The organism is Stenotrophomonas sp. JC08, from assembly GCF_052180205.1.
Lineage (GTDB): Bacteria > Pseudomonadota > Gammaproteobacteria > Xanthomonadales > Xanthomonadaceae > Stenotrophomonas.
Genome location: NZ_CP197473.1, coordinates 1,369,031 through 1,389,855, shown reverse-complemented (window position 1 = coordinate 1,389,855; position 20,825 = coordinate 1,369,031). Strand labels below are relative to the sequence as shown.

The following is a 20,825-nucleotide window of genomic DNA, read 5'->3' as shown; positions in this document are numbered from 1 at the left end:
CGGGACAGGCCCGGCAGGTTTGTGTGGGATAGCGCGGAGCGGTCAGCGGCCGGCCAGCGCGGCCATGATCGCCTTCTGCACGTGCAGACGGTTCTCGGCCTCGTTGATGGCGATGCACTGCGGCGAGTCCATCACCCCGTCGGTGGCCTTGACGTTGCGGCGCAGCGGCAGGCAGTGGCTGAACACACCGTTGTTGGTCAGTGCCATCTTGGCCTCATCGACGATGAAGTGCTGGTACTGGTCGCGGATCGGCTTCTCCGGCGCCCAATTGCCGAAGAACGGCAGCGCGCCCCAGCTCTTGGCGTAGACCACATCGGCACCGGCGTAGGCGCTGGCGATGTCGTGGCTGACCTGCAGCGAGCCGCCGCTCTCGGCGACGTTCTGTTCGGCCCAGCCCATGTAGCGCTCGTCCAGGATGTAGTCCGGGGTCGGGCACAGCAGGGTCACGTCCATGCCCATGCGCGTGGCGATGGTCAGCGCCGAGTTGGCCACCGCGGTGTTCAGCGGCTTGGGGTGGTAGGTCCAGGTCAGCACGTACTTCTTGCCGCGCAGGTCGGTGGTGCCGAAGTGCTCCTGCAGCGCCAGGATGTGCGCCAGCTCCTGGCACGGGTGGGTGATGGTCTCCATGTTGATGACCGGCACCGGCGAATACCTGGCAAAGCTCTTGAGCACCTGGTCTTCGCGGTCCTTGCTCCAGTCCACGAACTTCGGGAACGCACGCACGCCGATCAGGTCGACGTAACGGCCCAGCACCTTGGCCACTTCGGCGATGTGCTCCTCGGTATCCCCGTCCATCACCGTGCCGAGGTTGAACTCGATCGGCCACGCGTCCTTGCCCGGCTGCAGTACCACCGCATGCCCGCCCAGCTGGAACGCGCCCAGCTCGAAGCTGGTGCGGGTACGCATGGACGGATTGAAGAACACCAGGGCGATCGATTTGCCCTTGAGCTCATCACCCAGCTTGTGTTGCTTGAACAACGACGCCTGGGTGAGCAATGCGTCCAGTTCGGCGCGGCTCCAGTCCTGGGTGTTCAAGAAGTGCTTCAAAGACATCGATCTTTCCTTCGCTGCGGGGAAATCCGTCGTTGCCGGCGGAGGGTGCGCGGGCGCGCCATTCATTACACTTGAAACTTTCAACGGATCGGAAACGAAAAAACCCAGCCTGGGCTGGGTTTTCCGAACAGACAGCGCGAAGCTCCGGTTACCCAGCGAAATTGTGGGGTTCCGGTCGGCGGGCACGCGACGTCATGCCGGAAGCCATCCGGGCGGCGCTGATACCAAGCTGGGAGCTGTTCGATTTCATCGGGCGAATAGTCGCATGCGTACCGCGACCACGCAAGTGCCGCGGCGCAGCAATTCAGCGATCATCCGCCGTTTCCGGGTTCAGCGAGCCGATATCGGGCGTGATCGAGACCCGCAGCTTGAGCCGGTTTCCAGGATCTTCCGGCAGGCGCGAGCGGAACTTGACGCCCTTGTAGACGTAATCCACGTCATAGGCGATTGCCCGGCGGAACTCGCGCCCGACCTCGACGATCTTGCATTCAGGCGTCAACAGGGCGGCATTCCCGCTGCCGGCGTGGGCCAGTACCGCCGCCTCGTCTTCCTCACTCCGCTCGGTGAAGATGCCGCGCACCGAATCCCAGAAACGGCGGAAGCCACCCTTGCTCTCTTCACCCTTCACCTGCACCGGCGCCAGCGTGCGGGTGCTCACCGGCTCGCACTGCTCTTCGGTGCGCGATGCCCGCAACGTCTGGAATACTGGCTCGACGTTGAGCACCTGCGCGTAGTCATAACGCACGTTCTCGACCACCACCACCCGGTTGCGCTCGGGCGTCTCCATCACCTCCGGCTCCTGCTGCGCCCACGCCGGTGCGACGAAGAACGTCAGCAGGCAGAAAATCGGCAAAAACGGTGCGGGATGTTTTGACACTGGCAGCGGGCAGGAAGATGTCGGTGGTGGCCGATAGTGTAGACAGCGCGGCCCGGAAGGGGCTGAACATAACCCTTCCACCCTGCGCTTGCCCAGCCGGGGCGTGCCCCGCCGGGCCGGGCCCGCTAGAATCGCGGGGATTCGCTTCTCCCCCGGATACCCATGACCCTGCGCCTGCACAACAACCTGACGCGGCAGCTGGAGCCGTTCGCTCCGCTCGATCCTTCCGCCCCGACCATGTATGTGTGTGGTCCCACGGTCTACAACTACGTGCACATCGGCAACGCGCGCGGCCCGGTGGTGTTCGGGGTACTGGCCGACCTGCTGCGGCGCCGCTACGGCGCCCTACGCTACGCCCGCAACATCACCGACGTGGACGACAAGATCAACGCCGCCGCCAGGGAACAGGGCGTGCCGATCTCGGCCATCACCGACCGCTTCGCCGCTGCCTATCGTGAAGACATGGCCGCGCTGGGCGTGGTGCCGCCGGATATCGAGCCTGAAGCCACCGCCCACATCCCGCAGATCATCAGCATGATCGAGGGCCTGATCGACAGCGGCCACGCCTACGCCGCCGAAGGCCACGTGCTGTTCTCGGTAAGCAGCTTCAAGGACTACGGCAAGCTCTCGCGCCGCGATCCGGACGAAATGCTGGCCGGCGCCCGCGTCGACGTGGCCCCGTACAAGCGCGATCCGGGCGATTTCGTGCTGTGGAAGCCGTCCACCGACGACCTGCCCGGCTGGGAGTCGCCGTGGGGCCGTGGCCGCCCGGGCTGGCACATCGAATGCTCGGCGATGGCCGCCGCGCACCTGGGCCCAACCATCGATATCCATGCCGGCGGCGTGGACCTGCAGTTCCCGCACCACGAGAACGAGATCGCGCAGAGCGAATGCGCCCACGGCGGCAAGACCTTCGCCCGCTTCTGGCTGCACAACGGCATGCTCAACTTCGGCGGCGCCAAGATGAGCAAGTCCATCGGCAACATCGAGCGCGTGCACGACCTGGTGCGCAAGCACCCGCCCGAGGCGCTGCGCTACGCGCTGCTGTCGGCGCACTACCGGCAGCCGCTGGACTGGTCCGATGCACTGATCGAGCAATCGGTGCGCACCCTGGACCGGCTGTACGGTACCTTGCGTGATCTGGCCGATATCGAGGCTACTGCTGAAATTCCGGTGGCAGTCGAGGCTGCGCTGGACGATGATCTCAACACCCCGCTGGCACTGGCTGAAGTGGCCCGCATCGCCAGCGAAGCCCGCAAGGCCGAAACGGCCCAGGACAAGGCCCGCCTGAAGCGCGAACTGCTCGGTGCCGGCCTGGCGCTGGGCCTGTTGCAGCAGGCGCCAGCCGACTGGTTCAGCCGGGGTGCCGACGCCAGCGACGATGCCCGCATCCAGGCACTGGTCGATGAGCGCATCGCCGCCAAGCAGGCCCGCGACTTCGCCCGCGCCGACGCCATCCGCGACCAGCTCGCCGCCGAGAACATCGTGCTGGAAGACACCCCGCAAGGTGTGCGCTGGGTGCGCAAGCACGCCTGATCCACCGTGACAGGCGAGCGATGCCGCCAACCACGCCCCCACTGCCAGAGACTGTTGTGACCAATTCCCCGTTCCCGCTCGAACCCACCGCCGCCGAGGCGCAGGCCGCCATTGCCGAAGAGTTCTCCTTCTTCGGCGACTGGTCCGAACGCTACCAGTACCTGATCGACCTCGGCCGCAAGCTGCCCACCTTCCCGGATGCGTGGAAAACCGAAGAACACCGCCTGCATGGCTGCCAGTCGATGGTGTGGATCGTGCCCGAAGGCGATGCCGGCAAGCTGGTGTTCCACGCGATCAGTGATTCGGCCATCGTCTCGGGCCTGATCTACCTGGCGCTGCGCGTCTACTCGGGCCGTTCCGCCGCCGAAATCCTGGCCACCGAGCCGGATTACGTGGCCGCCATCGGCCTGGCCAAGCACCTCTCGCCCACCCGCAGCAACGGGCTGGCGGCGATGCTCGCCTTCATCCGCGACACCGCCCAAGCGCAGCGGTAATGGCCACCGCCGCGGACAGCAGCACCGGCGCAATCCTGCGCCAACCGGGCTTTGCCCACCTGCTGCTGTACCGCATCGCCTCGATGCTGTCCTACCAGATCGTCGCGGTCACGGTGGGCTGGCACATCTACGAAATCACCCGCAATCCGTTCTCGCTGGGGCTGATCGGGCTGGCCGAGGTGCTGCCGTTCTTCTGCGTGGCGCCGTTTGCCGGCTATCTGGTGGACCATCTGCCGCGGCGCCGGCTGGGCATGGTGGCCATTGCGGGGCTGATCCTCACGGCCGTCATCCTGTGCGCGGTGGCCCTGGGCTGGCTGCCGTTCAAAGGCGTGTGGCCGATCTACGCGGCCATCGCGCTGACCGGCATGGTCCGCGCCTTCCTGTCACCGATCTACAACGCACTGTTCGCGCGGGTGCTGCAGCGCTCGCAGTTCGCACACGGCGCCGGCCTTGGCAGCGTGGTGTTCCAGGCCGGCATGGTGATCGGCCCGGCACTGGGCGGCGCGCTGGTCGGCTGGGGCAGCAAGGGCCTGGCCTATGCGGTGGCCGCGGTGATGGCCGCCATCGCGCTGGCGGCACTGGCACAGCTGAAGGTCGAGGAACCACCGCCGCCTGCCACCCGCGCCCCGATTTTTTCCAGCATCGCCGAAGGGGCGCGCTTCGTGCTCTCCAACCAGATCATGCTTGGGGCGATGGCGCTGGACATGTTCTCGGTACTGCTCGGCGGCGTGGTGGCAATGCTGCCGGCCTTCATCCACGACATCCTGCTGCACGGTCCGGAAGGACTGGGCATCCTGCGCGCGGCACCGGCACTGGGCTCGATCTGCGTGGGCCTGTGGCTGGCCCGGCATCCGCTGCATCGCAATGCCGGGCGCACACTGCTGCTGGCAGTGGCCGGCTTCGGCCTGTGCGTGATCGGCTTCGGGCTGTCGCGCCACTTCTGGCTGTCGGCGATGATCCTGCTGTTCTACGGTGCCTGCGACGGGGTATCGGTGGTGGTGCGCTCCACCATCCTGCAACTGGCGACACCGGATGAGATGCGCGGCCGGGTTTCGTCGATCAACGGCATCTTCATCAGTTCCTCCAACGAGCTGGGCGCCTTCTACGGTGGCAGCATGGCGCGGCTGCTCGGCCTGGTGCCGGCGGTGGTCATCGGCGGCTTCGCGGTACTGGGGGTGGCCGGCATCACCGCCTGGAAGGCACCGTTGCTGCGGCGCTTGAACCTGCGCGATCTGCAATAGCCCAGGATTCCACTGCGGGCCGGACGCACCCGCCCCTCCCTGACCAGTACCACGGCAAACGGACGACCACCGCCTGCGATGTTTTCGCGCGCCAGCGCCAGCGCGCGCCGCATATGGATTTCGACGCCAGATATGCCCTCTCCTGCAAACAGGAAACCCCGCCGGAGCGGGGTTTCCAAGGGGATTGCAACGGCAGCGGACTCAGTCGCCCTGCTGCTTCTGCAGGTGCTCCCAGCGCTCCTGCGCGTCGATCGTGCGCTCGGCGGTGAGGCGGGCCTCCAGCCGGTCCAGACCGATCTCTTCGCCCGTATCCACGCAGTAGCCGTAATCACCGGCCTCCACGCGCTTGAGCGTGCTGTCGATCTTGCCGATCAGCTTGCGATAACGATCACGCGTACGCAGTTCCAGCGAGTTCTCGGTTTCACGGGTCGCACGCTCGGCCTCATCACCGATATCGCGTACTTCCTCACGCAGGTTCTCGATGGTCTGCTTGGACTCTTCGACCAGATCGGCGCGCCACTCCTGCAGCCGCTGGCGGAAGTACTCCTGCTGCAACGCATTCATATATTCCTCATCGGCCGACGGCTTGTAGCCCTCCGGCAGGATCGGGCGACCGGTGGCTTCGTCGATCTTGTATTCAACCACCTTGTACTTGCTGCGCGGAGCCGGTGCGTTCGAACGCGCGGTCACCGCCACGGCGACTTTTCCGACCGGACGGACGGCGGCCGGGGCGGCGGATTTGGTGACCACCTTTGCGGGGGATTTCACGGATGTTTTTGCAGGGGATTTCGGTGCAGACACGGGATTCTTGGATTGCGGGGTCTTGGATGCCGGTGACGACTTGGCAGCGGCCGGCTTGGAGGCCGGTGCGGCGACCGTCTTGGCGACGTTGACCGTGACAGACTTGGCCGGAGCTGGTGCGGACACCGGCTTCGGTACGGACTTGGCCGCGGACTTGGTGGCGGCGGTTTTCACTGCCTTGGCCACGGCAGGCTTGGCAGGCTTCTTTTTGGCAACGGCTGCCGGTGCGGGCTTGGGCGTCTTCTTGACCAGCGCGGCAATTTTCTTGACGGCCTTCTTGACGATCTTTTCCACCGCCGCCTTCTTGGCAGCGGTTTTCTTGGCAGGTGCCGCTTTGGCGGCAGTCTTTTTCACTGGCGCCTTGGCAGGAGCGGCTTTCTTCGCCACCACTTTCTTCGCCACTGCCTTCTTGACAACCGCCTTCTTGACAACCGCCTTCTTGACAACCGCCTTCTTGGCAACTGCCTTCTTCACAGCGGCCTTCTTGACGGCTGCCTTCTTGACCGCAGGCTTGGCCGCCGGTTTCTTTACAGCCGGCTTGGACACCGCCTTGGTTACTGCAGGCTTGGCGGTTTTCTTGGCGGCCTTGACGGCCTTTTTTGCAGTTTTTTTAGCAGCCACGAAACGCTCTTCCTTGTTTCCCCCGGGGCCCGGGAAAGCGGGCCTTTATAGCCTACCCGACCAGCAGCAGCAACCACGCCAGCCCGCCCAGGATGAACGGATGTCCGGCGTATGCCCATACAGCCCGGTGGCGTCACCGGACCGTCTCGCGCAGTTCGGAACGTGACCAGCCACCTCGGTCGTGACTGGCGGGTGCCGGCGGCAGCTCTGCCTCCGGCAACACCTTCCGGGCATCGTGCGACAAAACACCCGGCAATGCCAACTGGCATATCATGGATGGGTGATCGGCCGCCTCCTCATTGCCGTACTGCGCCTGTACAAGCGCTTCATCAGCCCGCTGCTCGGGCCGCGCTGCCGTTTTGTCCCCAGCTGTTCTGAATACGGGATGGAGGCCATCCGCGTACACGGCCCGCTGCGTGGTTGCTGGCTTACGCTGCTGCGGCTGGGCCGCTGCCAGCCGTTCCATCCGGGCGGCCTCGACCCGGTCCCCAAGCGCGCCGACTCCCCCTCTTGCCGTTGCACAGGAAAACACTGACATGTCCTCCACGCTCATCACCAACGCCCGCATGGTCAACGAAGGCCGCACCTTCGACGGCGACCTGCGGATCGAGAACGGTCGCATCGCGCAGATCGGCAGCGGGTTGACCGCGCGCGAGGGTGAGGAAGTGGTGGATGCGGCCGGGCGCTGGCTGCTGCCGGGAATGATCGACGATCAGGTGCACTTCCGCGAACCCGGGCTGACCCACAAGGGCGACATCGCCACCGAATCGGCCGCGGCGGTGGCCGGCGGCCTGACCAGCTTCATGGACATGCCCAACACCAACCCGCCGACGCTGGACTCGGCAGCGCTTGAAGCCAAGTACGAGTCGGCCAAGGGCCGTGCCTGGGCCAACTACGGCTTCTACCACGGTGCCAGCAACGACAATCTGGAAGCGATCCGTGTACTCGACCCGAAGAAGTCGCCGGGTGTGAAGGTGTTCATGGGCGCCTCCACCGGCAACATGCTGGTGGACAATCCGGAAACCCTGGACGCGATCTTCCGCGACTGCCCGACCCCGATCATCACGCACTGCGAAGACACGCCGATGATCGATGCCAACCTGAAGGCCTTCCAGGAAAAGTACGGCGACGCGCTGACCCCGGAGATGCACCCGGACATCCGTTCGCGCGAAGCCTGCATCAAGTCGACCCGGCTGGCGATCTCGCTGGCACGCAAGCACGGCACCCGCCTGCACGTGCTGCACATCTCCACCGCCGATGAGCTGGAACTGTTCGAGAAGGGCCCGCTGATCCGCGCCGACGGCAACCGCAAACAGATCACCGCCGAGACCTGCGTGCACTTCCTGCACTTCGCCCGCCCGGACTACGCGACCAAGGGCAACCTGATCAAGTGCAACCCGGCGATCAAGGACGTGGCCGACCGCGAGGCGATCACCGCCGCGCTGGCCGACGACGTGCTTGACGTGCTGGCCACCGACCACGCCCCGCACACCTGGGAAGAGAAGCAGAAGCCCTACGCACAGGCCCCCTCCGGCCTGCCGCTGGTGCAGTACGCGCTGGTCGCCGCACTGGAGCGCGTGCACGAAGGCAAGCTGACCCGCGAGCAGGTGGTGCAGAAATTCGCCCATGCCCCGGCGCAGCTGTTCGACGTGGAGCAGCGCGGTTTCCTGCGCGAAGGCTATTTCGCCGATCTGGTGCTGGTGGAGGACGTACCGTTCACGGTCAAGCGCGAAGACGTGCTATCCAAGTGCGGCTGGTCGCCGTTCGAGGGCACCACGTTCCGCTCGCGCATCGCCGCCACCTGGGTCAACGGCCAACTGGTGTGGGACGGCAGCAAGCTGGTGGGCGCACCGGCCGGCCAGCGCATGACCTACGACCGCTGATGCGTTCGTCCCTCCTGCTCGGGGCGCTGCTGCTGGCCGCGCCCCTGTTTCCCACCCCGTCCGTGCACGCACAGGACGGCATTGGCGATCTGGTCGACAACCGCGTGGTGTTCCCGGCCAGCGCCTCGCAGGGCGCGATGGTGATCGGCAAGGTGCCAGCCGGCAGCAGCGTGCACTATGCCGGCCGCGAGCTGCGGGTCAGCGGCTATGGCAGCGTGGTGTTCGGCATCGGCCGCGACGAGAAAGGTCCGCTGCAGGTCCAGGTGCGCCGTCCGGATGGCAGCAGCGAGACCGCCAGCATCACGGTCAGCGCGCGCGACTGGCCGGTGGAACGGGTCAACGGCGTGCCACCGAAGACGGTGAATCCGCCGCCCGCCATCGCCGAGCGGATCAAGCGCGAACAGGCGCAGGTGACCGAATCGCGCAAGCGCGACGACGCCCGCACCGACTTCACCCAGACTTTCCTGTGGCCGGTGCAGGGCCGTATCAGCGGCCGTTTCGGCAATGCCCGCGTCTACAACGGGCAGCCCGGCAGCGGTCATTCCGGCATGGATATCGCGGTGCCAACCGGCACGCCGGTGAAAGCACCAGCTGCCGGCATCGTCACCTTCGCCAACCCGGACCTGTACCTGACCGGCGGCACGCTGGTGCTGGACCACGGCTTCGGCATCAGCTCCAATTTCCTGCACCTGTCGCGGATCGACGTGAAGGTGGGCGAGCGCATCGAACAGGGGCAGACGATTGCCGCAGTCGGTGCGACGGGACGTGCAACCGGGCCGCACCTGCACTGGGGCATGAACTGGTTCGATGTGCGTATCGATCCGCTGCTGGTATTGGAGCGCGGCAACTAGAACCCGCCGTGCCGAACCATGCCCGGCAAGGGCTTCCCCGGTAAAGCCGTGGCCTACATGGCGCGGCTCTACCTGCAGGAGCGGCGTAAGCCGCGAAGCACGCCGATCAACCGTTCAGCACGCTCCTCATCCTTTCTTCAGACATCCCCGCCTTCGCAGGGACGGACTCATCACCCGCACACGGGAGAAGGGATTGAAGCTGCACGGCTTGTTGATGTCTCAGCCTCGCGCCGCCCACCAGCTGCGCCACAACAGACCCGCGGGGCTAGGCTGGTACTCGCCGCCCTTCAGCCGCGCCTGCAAGCGGCCACGTGCCAGTACCGAATACAGACGGCGCGGACGCGGGCCGGCCACCCTCGATGGCCAGGCTGCCTGCAAGGCTTTGTCCCACGCCTGCTCGCTGTCGAAGGCCTGCGGCACCGCCACTGCACCCGACTCCTGTACGCGCAGTGCCAGCATCTGCGTGGTCAGCGCATCGACAGCGTCCGGCGATGATGGCTTGCCGTTGAACATCACTGCCTCCACCGCCACGACAGCTGCGGCGTATTGCGCCAATACTTTACGCGCCTGCGCGGCATCCGCTACCTGCCCACGCGCATCGATCAGATCGGGCAAGGCATCGGCCAGCTGCGTCCACGGTGCACGCACCGGCTCCAGCACACGGCCCAGCGGATGCCGCGAGCGTTGCCCGGCCCAGCTGCGCAGTTCCTCGCCCCACCAGGCCAGCTTGGCATCCTGCGGCGTGGTGTCGCCGCTGGCATTGAGCATGTCATCGAACTCCTGCAGCAGCGCGAACCACGCCACCGCACGGATACGATCGGCCTCGTCGACAAACCGCTCCACGAAGGCCCATTCCGGCCAGCGCGCACGCCATTTGTCCAGGAAGCTGTCCAGCGCACTACTCACGTCATACCTCGAATAATTGGATCAGGCCGAAGCCAGATGGGCGGTCGGCCACGCAGCGGCCTGCCAGAGTTCGTGCGGCAGCGCACAGATGCGGCTCGCCTCCCACGTGGCCGGATCATCGCCCTCCAGACGGTAACCCCACAGCGCGGCCACCGAGGGCATGCCGGCGGCCCGTGCGGCAATGATGTCGCGCTCGTCATCGCCGACATAGACACAGCTGGCCGCCGCCATGCCGATCCGCTGCGCCGCCACCTGCAACGGCAACGGATGCGGTTTGCGCTCGGCCAGCGTGTCGCCGCCGATCAGCACGGCGCAGCGCTGCTCCCAGCCCAGCTGCGGCACGATCAGCCGCGCCAGATACTCGGGCTTGTTGGTGACAATGCCCCAGCGCGCGCCGGCCTGCTCCAAGGCCGCAAGCATCGTCTCGATACCGTCGAACAGGCACGCGTGCTGGCCGATCAACGATTCATAGATGCCCAGGAACTCCGGGATCAGCGCATGCCGCTCGCTCTCGGCCATCTGCGGGAAGGCCACTTCCAGCATCGCCCGCGAGCCCTTGGACACCACCGCCCGCAGCTGCTCCGCATCCACCGGCGGCATCTGCCGCGCCTCGCGCATACGGTTGGCGGTGGCGACGAAATCCGGTGCGCTGTCGAGCAAGGTGCCATCCAGATCGAACAGCACTGCCGCCGGGAACGACGCGGAGGTCATGCCTGTTCCGGCTTGACCGCGTAGGCCAGGTAGTTGATGTCGGTGCGGCTGCTCAGACGGGCGCGGTTGCGCCACGGCTCGTAGGCCATGCCGCTGACGTCCTGCAGCGACAGTTCAGCCTGGCGCAGCCACGCGCCCAGCTCGGCCGGCTTGATGAATTCCTGATAGTGGTGCGTGCCCTTGGGCAGCAGCCGCGCGATGTACTCGGCACCGACAATGGCCACCGCGAATGCGGCCGGAGTGCGGTTGATGGTCGACAGGAACAGTTTGCCGCCCGGACGCAGCAGGCGATGGCAGGCGGCGATGATCGCCCCCGGGTCCGGCACGTGCTCGAGCATCTCCATGCAGGTCACCACGTCGAAGCTGCCCGGCTGCTCGGCGGCCAGATCCTCGGCGGCCTGCACCCGGTAGTCCACGCTCACACCCGATTCCAGCCCGTGCAGGCGCGCGACCTTGACCAGTTCCGGCGCCAGGTCGATCGCGGTGACATTCGCGCCCTCTTTTGCCAGCGCTTCGCTGAGCAGGCCGCCGCCGCAACCGATGTCCAGCACCTTTGCACCGCGCAGCGGGGCGCGGTCGGACACGTATTTCAGCCGCACCGGGTTGAGCGCGTGCAGCGGCTTCTGCGGGCCATCGGCGTCCCACCAGCGGGTGGCCAGCGCGGCGAACTTGTCCAGTTCGGCCTGATCGAAATTGGTGGATGTCGGGGTTGCGGTCATTTCAATGTCCTCGTGAAGCCGCCGCGCTCAGGCGCGGATGGATCGGATGCGGTCGCGCCACTGGCGCGCATTGGCGGTGATCGCCGCAACATCCATGTCGACCAGTTGGCGCTGTACCAGCTTGGGCTGGCCGGCGATCCAGACATCGCTGACCTGATGGCGGCCGGCGGCGTAGACCAGCTGCGACAGCACATGGTGCAGCGGCTGGGTTTCCAGTGCGGACAGGTCCACGCAGGCCAGGTCGGCCTGCTTGCCGACCTCGATGGAGCCGATGCGGTCGCCGAAACCCAGCGCGCGTGCGCCGCCCAGCGTGGCCGCGCGCAGCGTGGTCGCCGCATCCAGCGCGGTGGCGTCGTTGGCCACGGCCTTGGCGAGGATGGCGGCGGTGCGGTTCTCGCTGAACATGTCCAGGTCGTTGTTGCTGGCGCAGCCGTCGGTACCGATGGCCAGGTTGACGCCGGCCTTCACCAGCGCGCACGCCGGGCAGAAACCCGAAGCCAATTTCAGGTTCGATTCCGGGCAATGCACCACGCTGACGCCGCGCTCGGCGCACAGGTGGATTTCAGCCTCGGTGAGCTGGGTCATGTGCACCGCGATCAGGCGGTCGTTGACCAGCCCCAACCGGTCCAGCCGCGCCAGTGGGCGCTGGCCATGCAGCCTGATCGAATCCTCGATCTCCTGCGCGGTCTCATGCGTGTGCAGGTGTACCGGAATATCGAGCTGGTCGGACAGCACCCGTACCCGCTCGAAATTGGCATCACTCACCGTGTACGGCGCATGCGGCGCGAACGCGGTGCCGATCAGCGCATCGCCACGCCACTGGTCGTGCAGTTCGGTGGCGCGGGCGAAGTATTCGTCGTCGCTTTTCGCCCAGGCACTGGGGAAATCGATGATCACCGAACCGACCAGCGCGCGGAAGCCGTGCTGCTTGTACACGGCGGCCTGCACATCGGCGAAGAAGTAGTTTTCGTTGGCGCAGGTGGTGCCACCGCGCAGCATCTCGGCGATGGCCAGGGTGGTGCCATCGGCGACGAACTCCGGGCCGATCACCGCCGCTTCCACCGGCCAGATGTGCTCACGCAGCCAGGTCATCAGCGGCAGGTCGTCGGCGATGCCACGCAGCAACGTCATCGGGTTGTGGGTGTGCGCGTTGACCAGCCCGGGAATCAGCGCCGCTTCCGGGCGCGACACCACCACTTTGGCATTGAATCGCCGGCGCGCTTCGGCACGCGGCAGGATCGCCACGATCACGCCATCGGTCACCGCCACGGCATGGTCTTCCAGCACCACCGCGTGCGGCTCGACCGGTACCACGTAACCGGCTTCGATCAGCAGATCACACGCCAGGGGTTGCACTTCACTCACGCTCATCACCATCACCTGCAGAGCAGTTTCCGGCAGACGCCGGATGCAAGTAGGCGCCGCGTTCCCCACACCGGCAACCGGCGGTTGCTGGTGAAGGAGGCGGCGCCCACATCGTGCTGCTTACTTGACGCGCGCGGAGTATTCGCCCGAACGCGTATCGACCTTGATGACTTCGTCCTGGTTGACGAACAGTGGCACGCGCACCACCGCGCCGGTTTCCAGCGTGGCCGGCTTGCCGCCACCACCGGAGGTGTCACCGCGCACGCCCGGGTCGGTTTCGGTGATCTTCAGTTCGACGAAGTTCGGCGGCTGCACGAAGATCGGCTGGCCGTTGAACAGCGTGACCACACAGTCTTCTTCGCCCTTGAGCCACTTCTCGGCGCCGCCCATGCCGGCCTTGTCGGCCTGCACCTGCTCGAAGCTTTCCGGATCCATGAAGTGCCAGTACTCGCCGTCGCTGTACAGGTAGCGCATGTCGGTATCAACCACGTCGGCCGCTTCCAGATCGTCGGTCGCCTTCATGGTGATTTCCTGCACGCGGCCGGAGCGGATCAGGCGGTACTTGACGCGGGTGAAGGCCTGGCCCTTGCCCGGCTTGACGTATTCGGTGTCGGTGATGACCGCCGGTTCGTTGTTGACCAGGATCTTCATCCCGTTCTTGACGTCATTCATGCCGTAAGTGGCCATACAGAAACTCCTGGGTAAAAGCGGAACCGCCGCGGAACGCGACCGGCTGGATTAGAATGGAGCGCCCGCCGCAAGGCCGGGCACCTGTTTCCTGACCGCCAATGATAACCGCAGCCCCCGCCCGCACTCCAGAAAAAGCCATCACTCCCCTGCCGCTTGCCCGCTGGCAGGAGCACTGGCGGCAGGCGATACGCGATCCGGCGGAACTGCTGGGCCTGCTGGGGCTGACGCCTTCGGCACTGGGAGTGTCCGCGGAGGCGCTGGCGCAGTTTCCGCTGCGGGTGCCGCACAGCTTCGTATCGCGGATGCGCCATGGCGATGCCAGCGACCCGCTTTTGCGGCAGGTGTTGCCGGTGGATGCGGAGATGCGCATCGTTCCCGGCTTCAGCTTCGACGCGGTCGGCGATGGCCCGGCCAAGAAAGCCACCGGCGTCATCCAGAAATACCGGGGCCGCGCCCTGCTGGTCACCACCGGCAGCTGCGCGATCCACTGCCGCTACTGCTTCCGCCGTCATTTCGACTATGCCGGCGAAAATGCCGCGCGCAATGCCTGGGAAGATGCGGTCGCGGCCATTGCCGCCGATCCGGGCATCGACGAGGTCATCCTTTCCGGCGGCGACCCGCTGTCGCTGGCCACCCCGAAGCTGGCCGAGCTGACGGCGGCGCTGCACGACATTCCCTACATCAGGCGCCTGCGCATCCACAGCCGCCTGCCGGTGGTGCTGCCGCAGCGTGTCGATGATGAACTGCTGCAGTGGCTGGAAAGCCTGCCGTGGCCGGTGGCCTTCGTGATCCATGCCAACCATGCCAACGAATTCGATGCCGAGGTGGATGTCGCACTGTCCCGCCTGCGCGACAGTGGCGCGCAACTGCTCAACCAGGCCGTGCTGCTGCGCGGGGTCAATGACGACCTGGATGCCCTGGCCGCCCTGAGCGAGCGCAGTTTCGCCGCTGGCGTGCTGCCGTACTACCTGCACCAGTTGGACCGGGTGCAGGGCGTGGCCCACTTCGAGGTCAGCGACGAGCAGGCCCTGGCATTGCATGCCGGGCTGATGGCGCGACTGTCGGGTTACCTGGTGCCGAAACTGGTGCGCGAGCTGCCCGGCGACAGCAGCAAACGCCCGCTCTGATCAATCCGGCACCACGGTCCTGGCACCTTCCAGCAGACGCACCAGATCCTCCGACTCCAGCGGACGACTGAGCCAGTAACCCTGCACCAGATCGCAGCCGCGTTGCTCGAGCAGTTCGAACTGGGCCCGCTGCTCGACCCCTTCGGCCACGACGGTGATGCCCAGCGCATGGGCCATGGCGATGATCGCCGACGTCAGCGCCAGGTCATCGGGATCGCGTTGCAGGTCGGAGATGAAGCTCTTGTCGATCTTGACCCCGTCCACCGGCACCTGCCGCAGATGGCTCAGGCCGGAGAAGCCGGTACCGAAATCGTCCAGCCAGACCTTGATGCCGGTGCGATGCAACTTTTCCAGCAGGGAGGCGGCCAGCATCTCATCGCCGATCACGGCGGTTTCGGTCAGCTCCAGATGCAGGCGTGACGCTGCCAGTCCCGAGGTGTGCAGGCAACTGGCAACCTCGCCGACCAGATCGCCATTGCGCAGCTGTCGCGGCGATACGTTGACCGAAACGAACAGCTCCTCGCCGATGATGTTGCGCGGCCACTGGCGGGCCTGATGGCAGGCCGCGTGCAGCACCTTGGGGCCGAGCATCTGGATCAGGCCGCTCTGCTCGGCCACGTCGATGAATACCGGCGGCGGGATCGCTCCCAGTACCGGATGCTCCCAGCGCAGCAGGGTTTCCACGCCGACCAGGACACGGTCGCGGGTGCGGAAAACGGGCTGGTAGACCAGCCGCAGCTCACCACGCTCCCAGGCGCCACGCAGCTCCTGCTCCAGGTGCAGGCGCCGCTCCACCGCGTGGTCCATCGCACGGCTGTAGTAACGGAAGCAGTTCTTGCCGGCCATCTTGGCCTGGTACATGGCGATGTCGCCGTTCTTGAGCAGCACCGTGGCGTCCCCGGCATCTTCCGGGAACAGGGTGATGCCGATCGAGCTGCCAAGGAAAATCTCGCGCCCCTGCACTTCCAGCGCCGCGGCAAGGTCCTGCACCAGCCGTTCGGCCAGCCGCGCAGCGGTGTTGCTGGCCTGGTCGCGGCCATCGCCGACGAGCAGCACGAACTCGTCGCCACCGAAGCGCGCCAGCAGGGTATCGTCATCGCCCTCCTGCTCCACCGCCACCGCGATCCGCTGTGCGAACTGCAGCAGCGCCTCGTCACCGGCCTCGTGCCCGAGGGTGTCGTTGACCCGCTTGAATTCATCGATATCGATGAACAGCAGCGCCAAGCCGCCGCCGGAGGCGCGCGCGCCCTGCAGGCGGTGATCCAGCGCCTCGCGGAACGCCAGCCGGTTGGTCAGGCCGGTCAGTGCGTCGGTATAGGCCATCTGCCGCACCTCCCGGTCATGCCGGGCAATGCTCCGGCTCATCCGTTCGAAGGTCTGCATCAACTCGCCCAGCTCACCGCCCAGCCGCATTCCCTGGGTCTCGAGCTGGTAGTCGCCCTGCTCGATCCGGCGCGCGGCATGGCCAAGCCAGCGGATCGGGCGCACCAGTGTGCGCTGCACGTACAGCCCCATCGCGCAGGCGAAGCCGACCAGCGCAAACAGCAGCAGCAGCACCCAGCCCAGCTGCCGCCGTTCGCTGTCGCGCATGCGCTGCTTGAGCAGCTGCATCGCCTCGGCCTCCTTGGCAAGCACCGGCATCAGGTTCATGCCGACCCGCACACCGCCGATGCGCTGCCCGCCGATGACGATGGGCTGATCCACCTCCAGAACCGCGGGAGAGCCCTGTACCAGCTGCTTGACCGCATGAATCGCACCGGGCGCCAGCGGATCCTGCATCTGCCGCCCGTAGCCGGCCACTTCCATCGTGCCGTCATGGATCAGCCGCCCTTCCGGGTCATGCACGAGGATGTAGCTGATCGCCTCCTGGCTCACGGTGTTGCGCACCAGCGCGCCGATCGCATCCAGGTCCGAGTAATACAGCGGGTTGACCAGCGTATCGGCCAGGGATTCAGCCAGGGATATGCCCTGGTCACGCAACCGCTGGTCGAACACCTGCGATACCACCGCACCACTGACCCGCAGTACTTCGCGCTGGTTCAACGCCTGCCGTGCCAGCAACAAGGCCACGATGGCGCCGACCACCAGCAGCGCCCCGGCCATCGCCAGCAGGAAGCGGGCCTGCAGCCCGAGACCGATCCGCTTCATTCCACCTCCAAGCGCACGCGCACCAGCCCGGCGCGCAGCCGCGCCAACCTCTGGTGGCTGGCAGGGTCGACGACATGGAAGCCGGTGGTACCGAAGAACTTGCGCAGGGCCGGTGCCGCCAAGGGGTCCCGGCTGGCTTCCAGCAATACCGCCTGCAGTCGCCGCCTTACCGGCGCGGGGAGGTCGCCCCGCACCATTTCCAGCGCCCGTGGCACCGGCTCGCTGCGGTGGATCACGCGCAGATCTCTGCGGAACGCGGGGGGCATGGCACGGACATCCTCCCAGTCAAGGCTGCTGACCGCTCCGGCATCGACCAGCCGCTTGTGCACGTAGGTGGAAATATTCAGTTCCGAGCGGGCGAACACATAGCCCACCGCATCGGCGGCCGGCGTATCCAGCGGCGAGAGCAGGATTTCCGGCCGGATGCCCTGCTCCAGCAGGGTCATTGCCGGCACCAGGTAGGCACTGGTGGATGCCGCGCTCTGCAGCGCCAGCGTCTGCCCCTTGAGGTCTGCCAGCGTGTTGATCGGGCTGTCGCGGCGTACGAAAAACAGGCTCTCATAGGTACGCACGCCGTTGCGCTCGGTCAGCAACAGCGGCACCGCCCCACTGCGCTGCTCCAGCGCCATGCCGGTACCTGCGGTTTCAGTGACCCAGTCGACCCGACCGCGCCGCAGATAGCTGGCCATCTGCTGCGGATCCTTGGCCATCAGGATGCGTCCCTCGGTGATGCCGACATCCCGCATCCGCGGGACAACATAGTCCAGCAGCGGCTTCAACTGCTCGTAATGGGCCTGCGGATCATCGCTGATCCGTCCCAGTACCAGCACCGAACGCTCGACCGCCTCGCCGGCCGCCGGCATCACCGCAACAAACGCCAGTGCGGCTCCCCAGAGCCATCGCCACAGTCGCAAGACCTCAACTCCCCCAGCCGATCACGCCCAAGCGTACCGGAAATCCGGAGGCATGAGGCCGCCTCAATTGCGCCCCTCATTGGCCAGCCTGGCCATGCGCTGGGCATCGGACAGGATGCCGCGCAGCAGGCGCACCTCGTGCTCGCTCAGTTGCGCCTTCATGAACAACCGGCGCAGCTTGCGCATCGCCGATTCCGGAGCGCGGCCCTTGTGAAAATCGATCTGGTCCAGGGTGTCGCCCAGCTGCCCGAACAGGCCTTCCACCTGGACATGGCTCGCCGGCATCTCATCATCATGGACCGGCGCCGCGGTCACGGGCGCCGCCTGCTCCCGCTCCAGCGCCGCCATGCGTACCTCATAGGCCAGCACCTGCACGGCCGCCGCCAGATTCAAGGAGCTGAATTCCGGATCAGAAGGAATATGCACCGCGGCATGGCACAGCTGCAGCTCGTCGTTGGTCAGCCCGGTGCGTTCCCGCCCGAACACGAAGGCGACCTCGGCCGGCTCGGCGGCCTTGGCAACGGCACGCTGGCCACCGGCCTCCGGCAGCAGCTCCTCCAGTTGCACCCGGCGCGAGCGCGCGGTGCAGCCCAGCACCAGCCGGCAGTCGGCCACCGCTTCGGCCAGGGTGGCGAACACCGGCGCATCGCCCAGCACATCCTCCGCCCCCGCCGAGCGGCGGAACGCCACCTCGTCCAGTGGCTTCTCGGGTGCAACCAGCACCAGCCGCGCCAGGCCCATGGTTTTCAGCGCCCGCGCGGCTGCGCCGATGTTGCCAGGATGCTGGGTACCGACGAGGACAAAACGGATATGGGCAGAAACAGACATGGATATTGGAAAAAATCAGGAGCCAGACAGCTGTAGATGGTAAACTGCGCGACGGCCTTTGCGCCGACCCGCTCTTTTCCCCCGCCAATCCGATCTCTGCCTTCACGGGAGCCTTTCGCCATGCAGAAACCCGCCGTCACCGTCATGGTCAAGGCCGCCCGCCTCGCCGGCAACGTCCTGCTCCGCAACATCAACAAGCTTGAAGCCCTGAACGTGGTGCAGAAGAGCCGGATGGATTACGCCAGTGAAGTCGATGGCGATGCGGAGAAGGTCATCGTCAAGGAACTCAAGCGCGCCTATCCCGACTACGGCATCTTCGGTGAGGAAGGTGGCCTGCAGGGCGTCAACCGCTTCATGTGGGTGATCGACCCGCTCGATGGCACCAGCAACTACCTGCGCGGCTTCCCGCACTACTGCGTCTCCATCGCCCTGGTCGAGAACGGCGAGCCGATCGACGCGGTAATCTTTGATCCGCTGCGCAACGAGCTGTTCACCGCCAGCCGCGGCAATGGCGCCGTGCTCAACGACCGCCGTATCCGCGTGGCCGAGCGCAAGGATCTGGAAGGCACGATGATCCACACCGGCTTCGCTCCGCGCGAACGCAGCCGCGCCAGCGCCCAGCTCAAGACCGTCGACACGCTGCTGGTGCAGGCCGAGGACGTGCGCCGCACCGGCTCGGCCGCACTGGACCTGGCCTATGTCGCCTGCGGACGTGCCGACGCCTATTTCGAGGCCGGCGTGAAGGCCTGGGACATCGCCGCCGGCGTGCTGCTGGTGCGCGAGGCCGGCGGCAAGGTCTGCACCTATCGTGGCTCGACCCCGGACCGCATGGATTCGCGCGGTCCGGAGACCCAGCAGATCGTGGCCGGCAACATCAAGGTGTGCGAGGCGCTGCAGAAGGTCATCGTCAACACCGGCTACGCCGCCGAGTTCAACGCCAAGTTCTGATCCGGCCCGCAACCGCCCGATCCCGTAAACGGCGCCGTGAAGGCGCCGTTTCTGTGTGTGCGGCATCCATTGGAAATGGTCGCAACCCCTGCGCGGCACTGGCGGATGCATCACCGCCACCCGGCAACCCCATCCACCCGTACAGGTGACCCGCGCCGCAGCCTCAGTCGCCGGAGGCGCCTTTCAGCTCCAGGGTGTTGCCGTCGGGATCGCGCAGGTACAGCGACGGCCCCTCGCCCTCGGCACCGAAATTGACCATCACCGGGCCGTCCACCGCCACGCCATGCGCGGCCAGGTGCGCACGCAGGCATGCTTCGTCGAATGGTTCGATGCGCAGGCACAGGTGGTCGACATTGCGCCCCACCCCACCCGCAGCCATGCCACCACGGCGTCCAAGCACACCGTCCACAGCAACCAGATCGATCATCGAGCCCCCGGCGCGCAGGTGCGCCAGCCCCAGGTCATCACGCCGACGCACCACCACACAGCCCAGCACCTGTGTATAGAAGGTGATGGCGCGTTCGACGTCGACCACCCGCAACACCACATGATCGATGCGCTGCACGCTGAACAGCGGCAAAGGCCCATTCCCTGCTGGCGGCTGCATGCGATTCCCTTCCTCCATCAAAAGGTGATCTCGACCGACGGCACATTGCGGCGCGCCTCGCCATGGAACACCGCCTCGATGTTGTTGCCGTCCGGGTCCAGCACGAAGGCGGCGTAGTAGCCGGGGTGGTACGGCCGTTCGCCGGGCGCGCCGTTGTCGCGGCCGCCGTGAGCCAGTGCGGCGCGATGGAAGGCCTCGACCATCGCGCGGTCGCGGGCTTGGAACGCCAGGTGCTGGCGGCCGGTGAGCCGGCCCTGCGCGGCAAGGCTGTCGGCGCTGGAGACGAACAGTTCGTCGGCCCAGAAATAATCCTCGGCAGTGCCGCCGATCGGCACCTCGAGCGCGGTCAGTACCGCAGTGTAGAAGCGCTGGCTGGCCGCCAGGTCACGCACCACCAGTTGCAGGTGGTCGATCAGGCGGCCGCGATGCAGGTGTCCGGTTTCCATGGGCGGTTCCCGCGTGAAGGAGGCGCCCACGATAGCGCTCCCGCCGCCACGGCCCTGTG

At 66.4% G+C, this 20,825-nt stretch carries 21 protein-coding genes; 8 read left to right on the top strand and 13 right to left on the bottom strand.

Annotation, left to right across the window (positions count from 1 at the left end; all coding sequences use genetic code 11):
• Positions 1-42 precede the first annotated feature (42 nt).
• Positions 43-1,053: an N-acetylornithine carbamoyltransferase gene (locus ACSBPQ_RS06335; protein ID WP_442684185.1), complete on the bottom strand. Its 1,011-nt coding sequence runs from the start codon at positions 1,051-1,053 to the stop codon at positions 43-45.
• A 304-nt stretch (positions 1,054-1,357) separates the two neighbouring features.
• A complete protein-coding gene (locus ACSBPQ_RS06330; RefSeq protein WP_442684529.1) occupies positions 1,358-1,840 on the bottom strand; it encodes a hypothetical protein in 483 nt (160 codons plus the stop codon).
• Positions 1,841-2,092: 252 nt separating this feature from the next.
• On the opposite strand from ACSBPQ_RS06330, the gene cysS reads away from it, so the two are divergent.
• Genes cysS through ACSBPQ_RS06315 form a run of 3 tightly spaced genes read left to right on the top strand, consistent with a single transcriptional unit; the run spans position 2,093 to position 5,201 of the window.
• Entirely contained in the window at positions 2,093-3,466 is a 1,374-nt protein-coding gene (gene cysS / locus ACSBPQ_RS06325) for a cysteine--tRNA ligase (RefSeq protein ID WP_442684184.1), read from the top strand.
• Positions 3,467-3,522: 56 nt separating this feature from the next.
• Complete coding sequence (locus tag ACSBPQ_RS06320; protein ID WP_442684183.1) at positions 3,523-3,960, top strand: SufE family protein; 438 nt, start codon at positions 3,523-3,525, stop codon at positions 3,958-3,960.
• Positions 3,960-5,201 carry an MFS transporter gene (locus tag ACSBPQ_RS06315; RefSeq protein WP_442684182.1) on the top strand — a complete coding sequence of 414 codons (1,242 nt, stop codon included), beginning with the start codon at positions 3,960-3,962 and terminating at the stop codon, positions 5,199-5,201. Before ACSBPQ_RS06320 ends, ACSBPQ_RS06315 begins: the two co-directional genes overlap by 1 nt.
• A 201-nt stretch (positions 5,202-5,402) precedes the next feature.
• Here the strand turns inward: ACSBPQ_RS06315 and dksA are convergent, their stop codons facing one another.
• Complete coding sequence (dksA, locus tag ACSBPQ_RS06310) at positions 5,403-6,623, bottom strand: RNA polymerase-binding protein DksA (RefSeq protein WP_442684181.1); 1,221 nt, start codon at positions 6,621-6,623, stop codon at positions 5,403-5,405.
• A 262-nt stretch (positions 6,624-6,885) separates the two neighbouring features.
• Between dksA and yidD the strand changes: the two genes are divergently transcribed.
• Genes yidD through ACSBPQ_RS06295 form a run of 3 tightly spaced genes read left to right on the top strand, consistent with a single transcriptional unit; the run spans position 6,886 to position 9,357 of the window.
• Complete coding sequence (yidD, locus tag ACSBPQ_RS06305; RefSeq protein ID WP_442684528.1) at positions 6,886-7,158, top strand: membrane protein insertion efficiency factor YidD; 273 nt, start codon at positions 6,886-6,888, stop codon at positions 7,156-7,158.
• 1 nt (position 7,159) lies between these two features.
• Entirely contained in the window at positions 7,160-8,506 is a 1,347-nt protein-coding gene (locus ACSBPQ_RS06300) for a dihydroorotase (RefSeq protein ID WP_442684180.1), read from the top strand.
• Positions 8,506-9,357 (top strand): M23 family metallopeptidase, encoded by an 852-nt coding sequence (locus tag ACSBPQ_RS06295; RefSeq protein ID WP_442684179.1) that lies wholly within the window; start codon positions 8,506-8,508, stop codon positions 9,355-9,357. Before ACSBPQ_RS06300 ends, ACSBPQ_RS06295 begins: the two co-directional genes overlap by 1 nt.
• Positions 9,358-9,576: 219 nt before the next feature.
• Here ACSBPQ_RS06295 and ACSBPQ_RS06290 read toward each other — a convergent pair whose 3' ends face one another.
• The 5 genes from ACSBPQ_RS06290 to efp all read right to left on the bottom strand — a co-directional run bounded on the left by ACSBPQ_RS06290 (position 9,577) and on the right by efp (position 13,745).
• Positions 9,577-10,263: a phytoene/squalene synthase family protein gene (locus tag ACSBPQ_RS06290; RefSeq protein WP_442684178.1), complete on the bottom strand. Its 687-nt coding sequence runs from the start codon at positions 10,261-10,263 to the stop codon at positions 9,577-9,579.
• Between the two features lie 21 nt (positions 10,264-10,284).
• Entirely contained in the window at positions 10,285-10,974 is a 690-nt protein-coding gene (locus tag ACSBPQ_RS06285) for a phosphoglycolate phosphatase (protein WP_442684177.1), read from the bottom strand.
• Positions 10,971-11,693 carry a bifunctional 2-polyprenyl-6-hydroxyphenol methylase/3-demethylubiquinol 3-O-methyltransferase UbiG gene (ubiG, locus tag ACSBPQ_RS06280; protein ID WP_442684176.1) on the bottom strand — a complete coding sequence of 241 codons (723 nt, stop codon included), beginning with the start codon at positions 11,691-11,693 and terminating at the stop codon, positions 10,971-10,973. The genes ACSBPQ_RS06285 and ubiG overlap by 4 nt, the downstream gene beginning before the upstream one ends.
• Positions 11,694-11,720: 27 nt before the next feature.
• On the bottom strand, positions 11,721-13,064 hold the full coding sequence (locus ACSBPQ_RS06275) for a TRZ/ATZ family hydrolase (RefSeq protein ID WP_442684175.1): 1,344 nt from the start codon (positions 13,062-13,064) through the stop codon (positions 11,721-11,723).
• Positions 13,065-13,178: 114 nt separating this feature from the next.
• Entirely contained in the window at positions 13,179-13,745 is a 567-nt protein-coding gene (efp, locus tag ACSBPQ_RS06270) for an elongation factor P (protein ID WP_442684174.1), read from the bottom strand.
• Positions 13,746-13,846: 101 nt separating this feature from the next.
• Here efp and epmB point away from each other — a divergent pair, with 101 nt between their 5' ends.
• Positions 13,847-14,875: an EF-P beta-lysylation protein EpmB gene (gene epmB, locus ACSBPQ_RS06265; RefSeq protein WP_442684173.1), complete on the top strand. Its 1,029-nt coding sequence runs from the start codon at positions 13,847-13,849 to the stop codon at positions 14,873-14,875.
• Here epmB and ACSBPQ_RS06260 read toward each other — a convergent pair whose 3' ends face one another.
• From ACSBPQ_RS06260 to ACSBPQ_RS06250, 3 genes are all read right to left on the bottom strand, one after another.
• Positions 14,876-17,023: a putative bifunctional diguanylate cyclase/phosphodiesterase gene (locus tag ACSBPQ_RS06260; RefSeq protein WP_442684172.1), complete on the bottom strand. Its 2,148-nt coding sequence runs from the start codon at positions 17,021-17,023 to the stop codon at positions 14,876-14,878.
• Positions 17,020-17,886, bottom strand: coding sequence for a phosphate/phosphite/phosphonate ABC transporter substrate-binding protein (locus ACSBPQ_RS06255; RefSeq protein ID WP_442684527.1), 867 nt, complete (start codon positions 17,884-17,886; stop codon positions 17,020-17,022). The genes ACSBPQ_RS06260 and ACSBPQ_RS06255 overlap by 4 nt, the downstream gene beginning before the upstream one ends.
• Positions 17,887-18,000: 114 nt before the next feature.
• Positions 18,001-18,765 (bottom strand): RNA methyltransferase, encoded by a 765-nt coding sequence (locus tag ACSBPQ_RS06250; protein ID WP_442684171.1) that lies wholly within the window; start codon positions 18,763-18,765, stop codon positions 18,001-18,003.
• 120 nt (positions 18,766-18,885) lie between these two features.
• Here ACSBPQ_RS06250 and ACSBPQ_RS06245 point away from each other — a divergent pair, with 120 nt between their 5' ends.
• Positions 18,886-19,713 (top strand): inositol monophosphatase family protein, encoded by an 828-nt coding sequence (locus tag ACSBPQ_RS06245; protein ID WP_442684170.1) that lies wholly within the window; start codon positions 18,886-18,888, stop codon positions 19,711-19,713.
• 163 nt (positions 19,714-19,876) lie between these two features.
• Here ACSBPQ_RS06245 and ACSBPQ_RS06240 read toward each other — a convergent pair whose 3' ends face one another.
• Both ACSBPQ_RS06240 and ACSBPQ_RS06235 read right to left on the bottom strand, forming a co-directional pair.
• Positions 19,877-20,293 carry a VOC family protein gene (locus ACSBPQ_RS06240; RefSeq protein WP_442684169.1) on the bottom strand — a complete coding sequence of 139 codons (417 nt, stop codon included), beginning with the start codon at positions 20,291-20,293 and terminating at the stop codon, positions 19,877-19,879.
• Positions 20,294-20,337: 44 nt separating this feature from the next.
• Positions 20,338-20,766 carry a VOC family protein gene (locus tag ACSBPQ_RS06235; RefSeq protein ID WP_442684168.1) on the bottom strand — a complete coding sequence of 143 codons (429 nt, stop codon included), beginning with the start codon at positions 20,764-20,766 and terminating at the stop codon, positions 20,338-20,340.
• Positions 20,767-20,825 lie beyond the last annotated feature (59 nt).

Coding starts and splice junctions, on each gene's coding strand:
- ACSBPQ_RS06275 (WP_442684175.1), bottom strand. CDS start 13,064: ATGAGCGTGAGTGAAGTGCAACCCCTGGCGTGTGATCTGCTGATCGAA.
- ACSBPQ_RS06245 (WP_442684170.1), top strand. CDS start 18,886: ATGCAGAAACCCGCCGTCACCGTCATGGTCAAGGCCGCCCGCCTCGCC.
- ACSBPQ_RS06285 (WP_442684177.1), bottom strand. CDS start 10,974: ATGACCTCCGCGTCGTTCCCGGCGGCAGTGCTGTTCGATCTGGATGGC.
- ACSBPQ_RS06255 (WP_442684527.1), bottom strand. CDS start 17,886: ATGCCGGCGGCCGGCGAGGCGGTCGAGCGTTCGGTGCTGGTACTGGGA.
- epmB (WP_442684173.1), top strand. CDS start 13,847: ATGATAACCGCAGCCCCCGCCCGCACTCCAGAAAAAGCCATCACTCCC.
- ACSBPQ_RS06295 (WP_442684179.1), top strand. CDS start 8,506: ATGCGTTCGTCCCTCCTGCTCGGGGCGCTGCTGCTGGCCGCGCCCCTG.
- ACSBPQ_RS06250 (WP_442684171.1), bottom strand. CDS start 18,765: ATGTCTGTTTCTGCCCATATCCGTTTTGTCCTCGTCGGTACCCAGCAT.
- ACSBPQ_RS06335 (WP_442684185.1), bottom strand. CDS start 1,053: ATGTCTTTGAAGCACTTCTTGAACACCCAGGACTGGAGCCGCGCCGAA.
- efp (WP_442684174.1), bottom strand. CDS start 13,745: ATGGCCACTTACGGCATGAATGACGTCAAGAACGGGATGAAGATCCTG.
- ACSBPQ_RS06300 (WP_442684180.1), top strand. CDS start 7,160: ATGTCCTCCACGCTCATCACCAACGCCCGCATGGTCAACGAAGGCCGC.
- cysS (WP_442684184.1), top strand. CDS start 2,093: ATGACCCTGCGCCTGCACAACAACCTGACGCGGCAGCTGGAGCCGTTC.
- ACSBPQ_RS06330 (WP_442684529.1), bottom strand. CDS start 1,840: ATGGAGACGCCCGAGCGCAACCGGGTGGTGGTGGTCGAGAACGTGCGT.
- ubiG (WP_442684176.1), bottom strand. CDS start 11,693: ATGACCGCAACCCCGACATCCACCAATTTCGATCAGGCCGAACTGGAC.
- ACSBPQ_RS06315 (WP_442684182.1), top strand. CDS start 3,960: ATGGCCACCGCCGCGGACAGCAGCACCGGCGCAATCCTGCGCCAACCG.
- ACSBPQ_RS06260 (WP_442684172.1), bottom strand. CDS start 17,023: ATGAAGCGGATCGGTCTCGGGCTGCAGGCCCGCTTCCTGCTGGCGATG.
- ACSBPQ_RS06235 (WP_442684168.1), bottom strand. CDS start 20,766: ATGGAAACCGGACACCTGCATCGCGGCCGCCTGATCGACCACCTGCAA.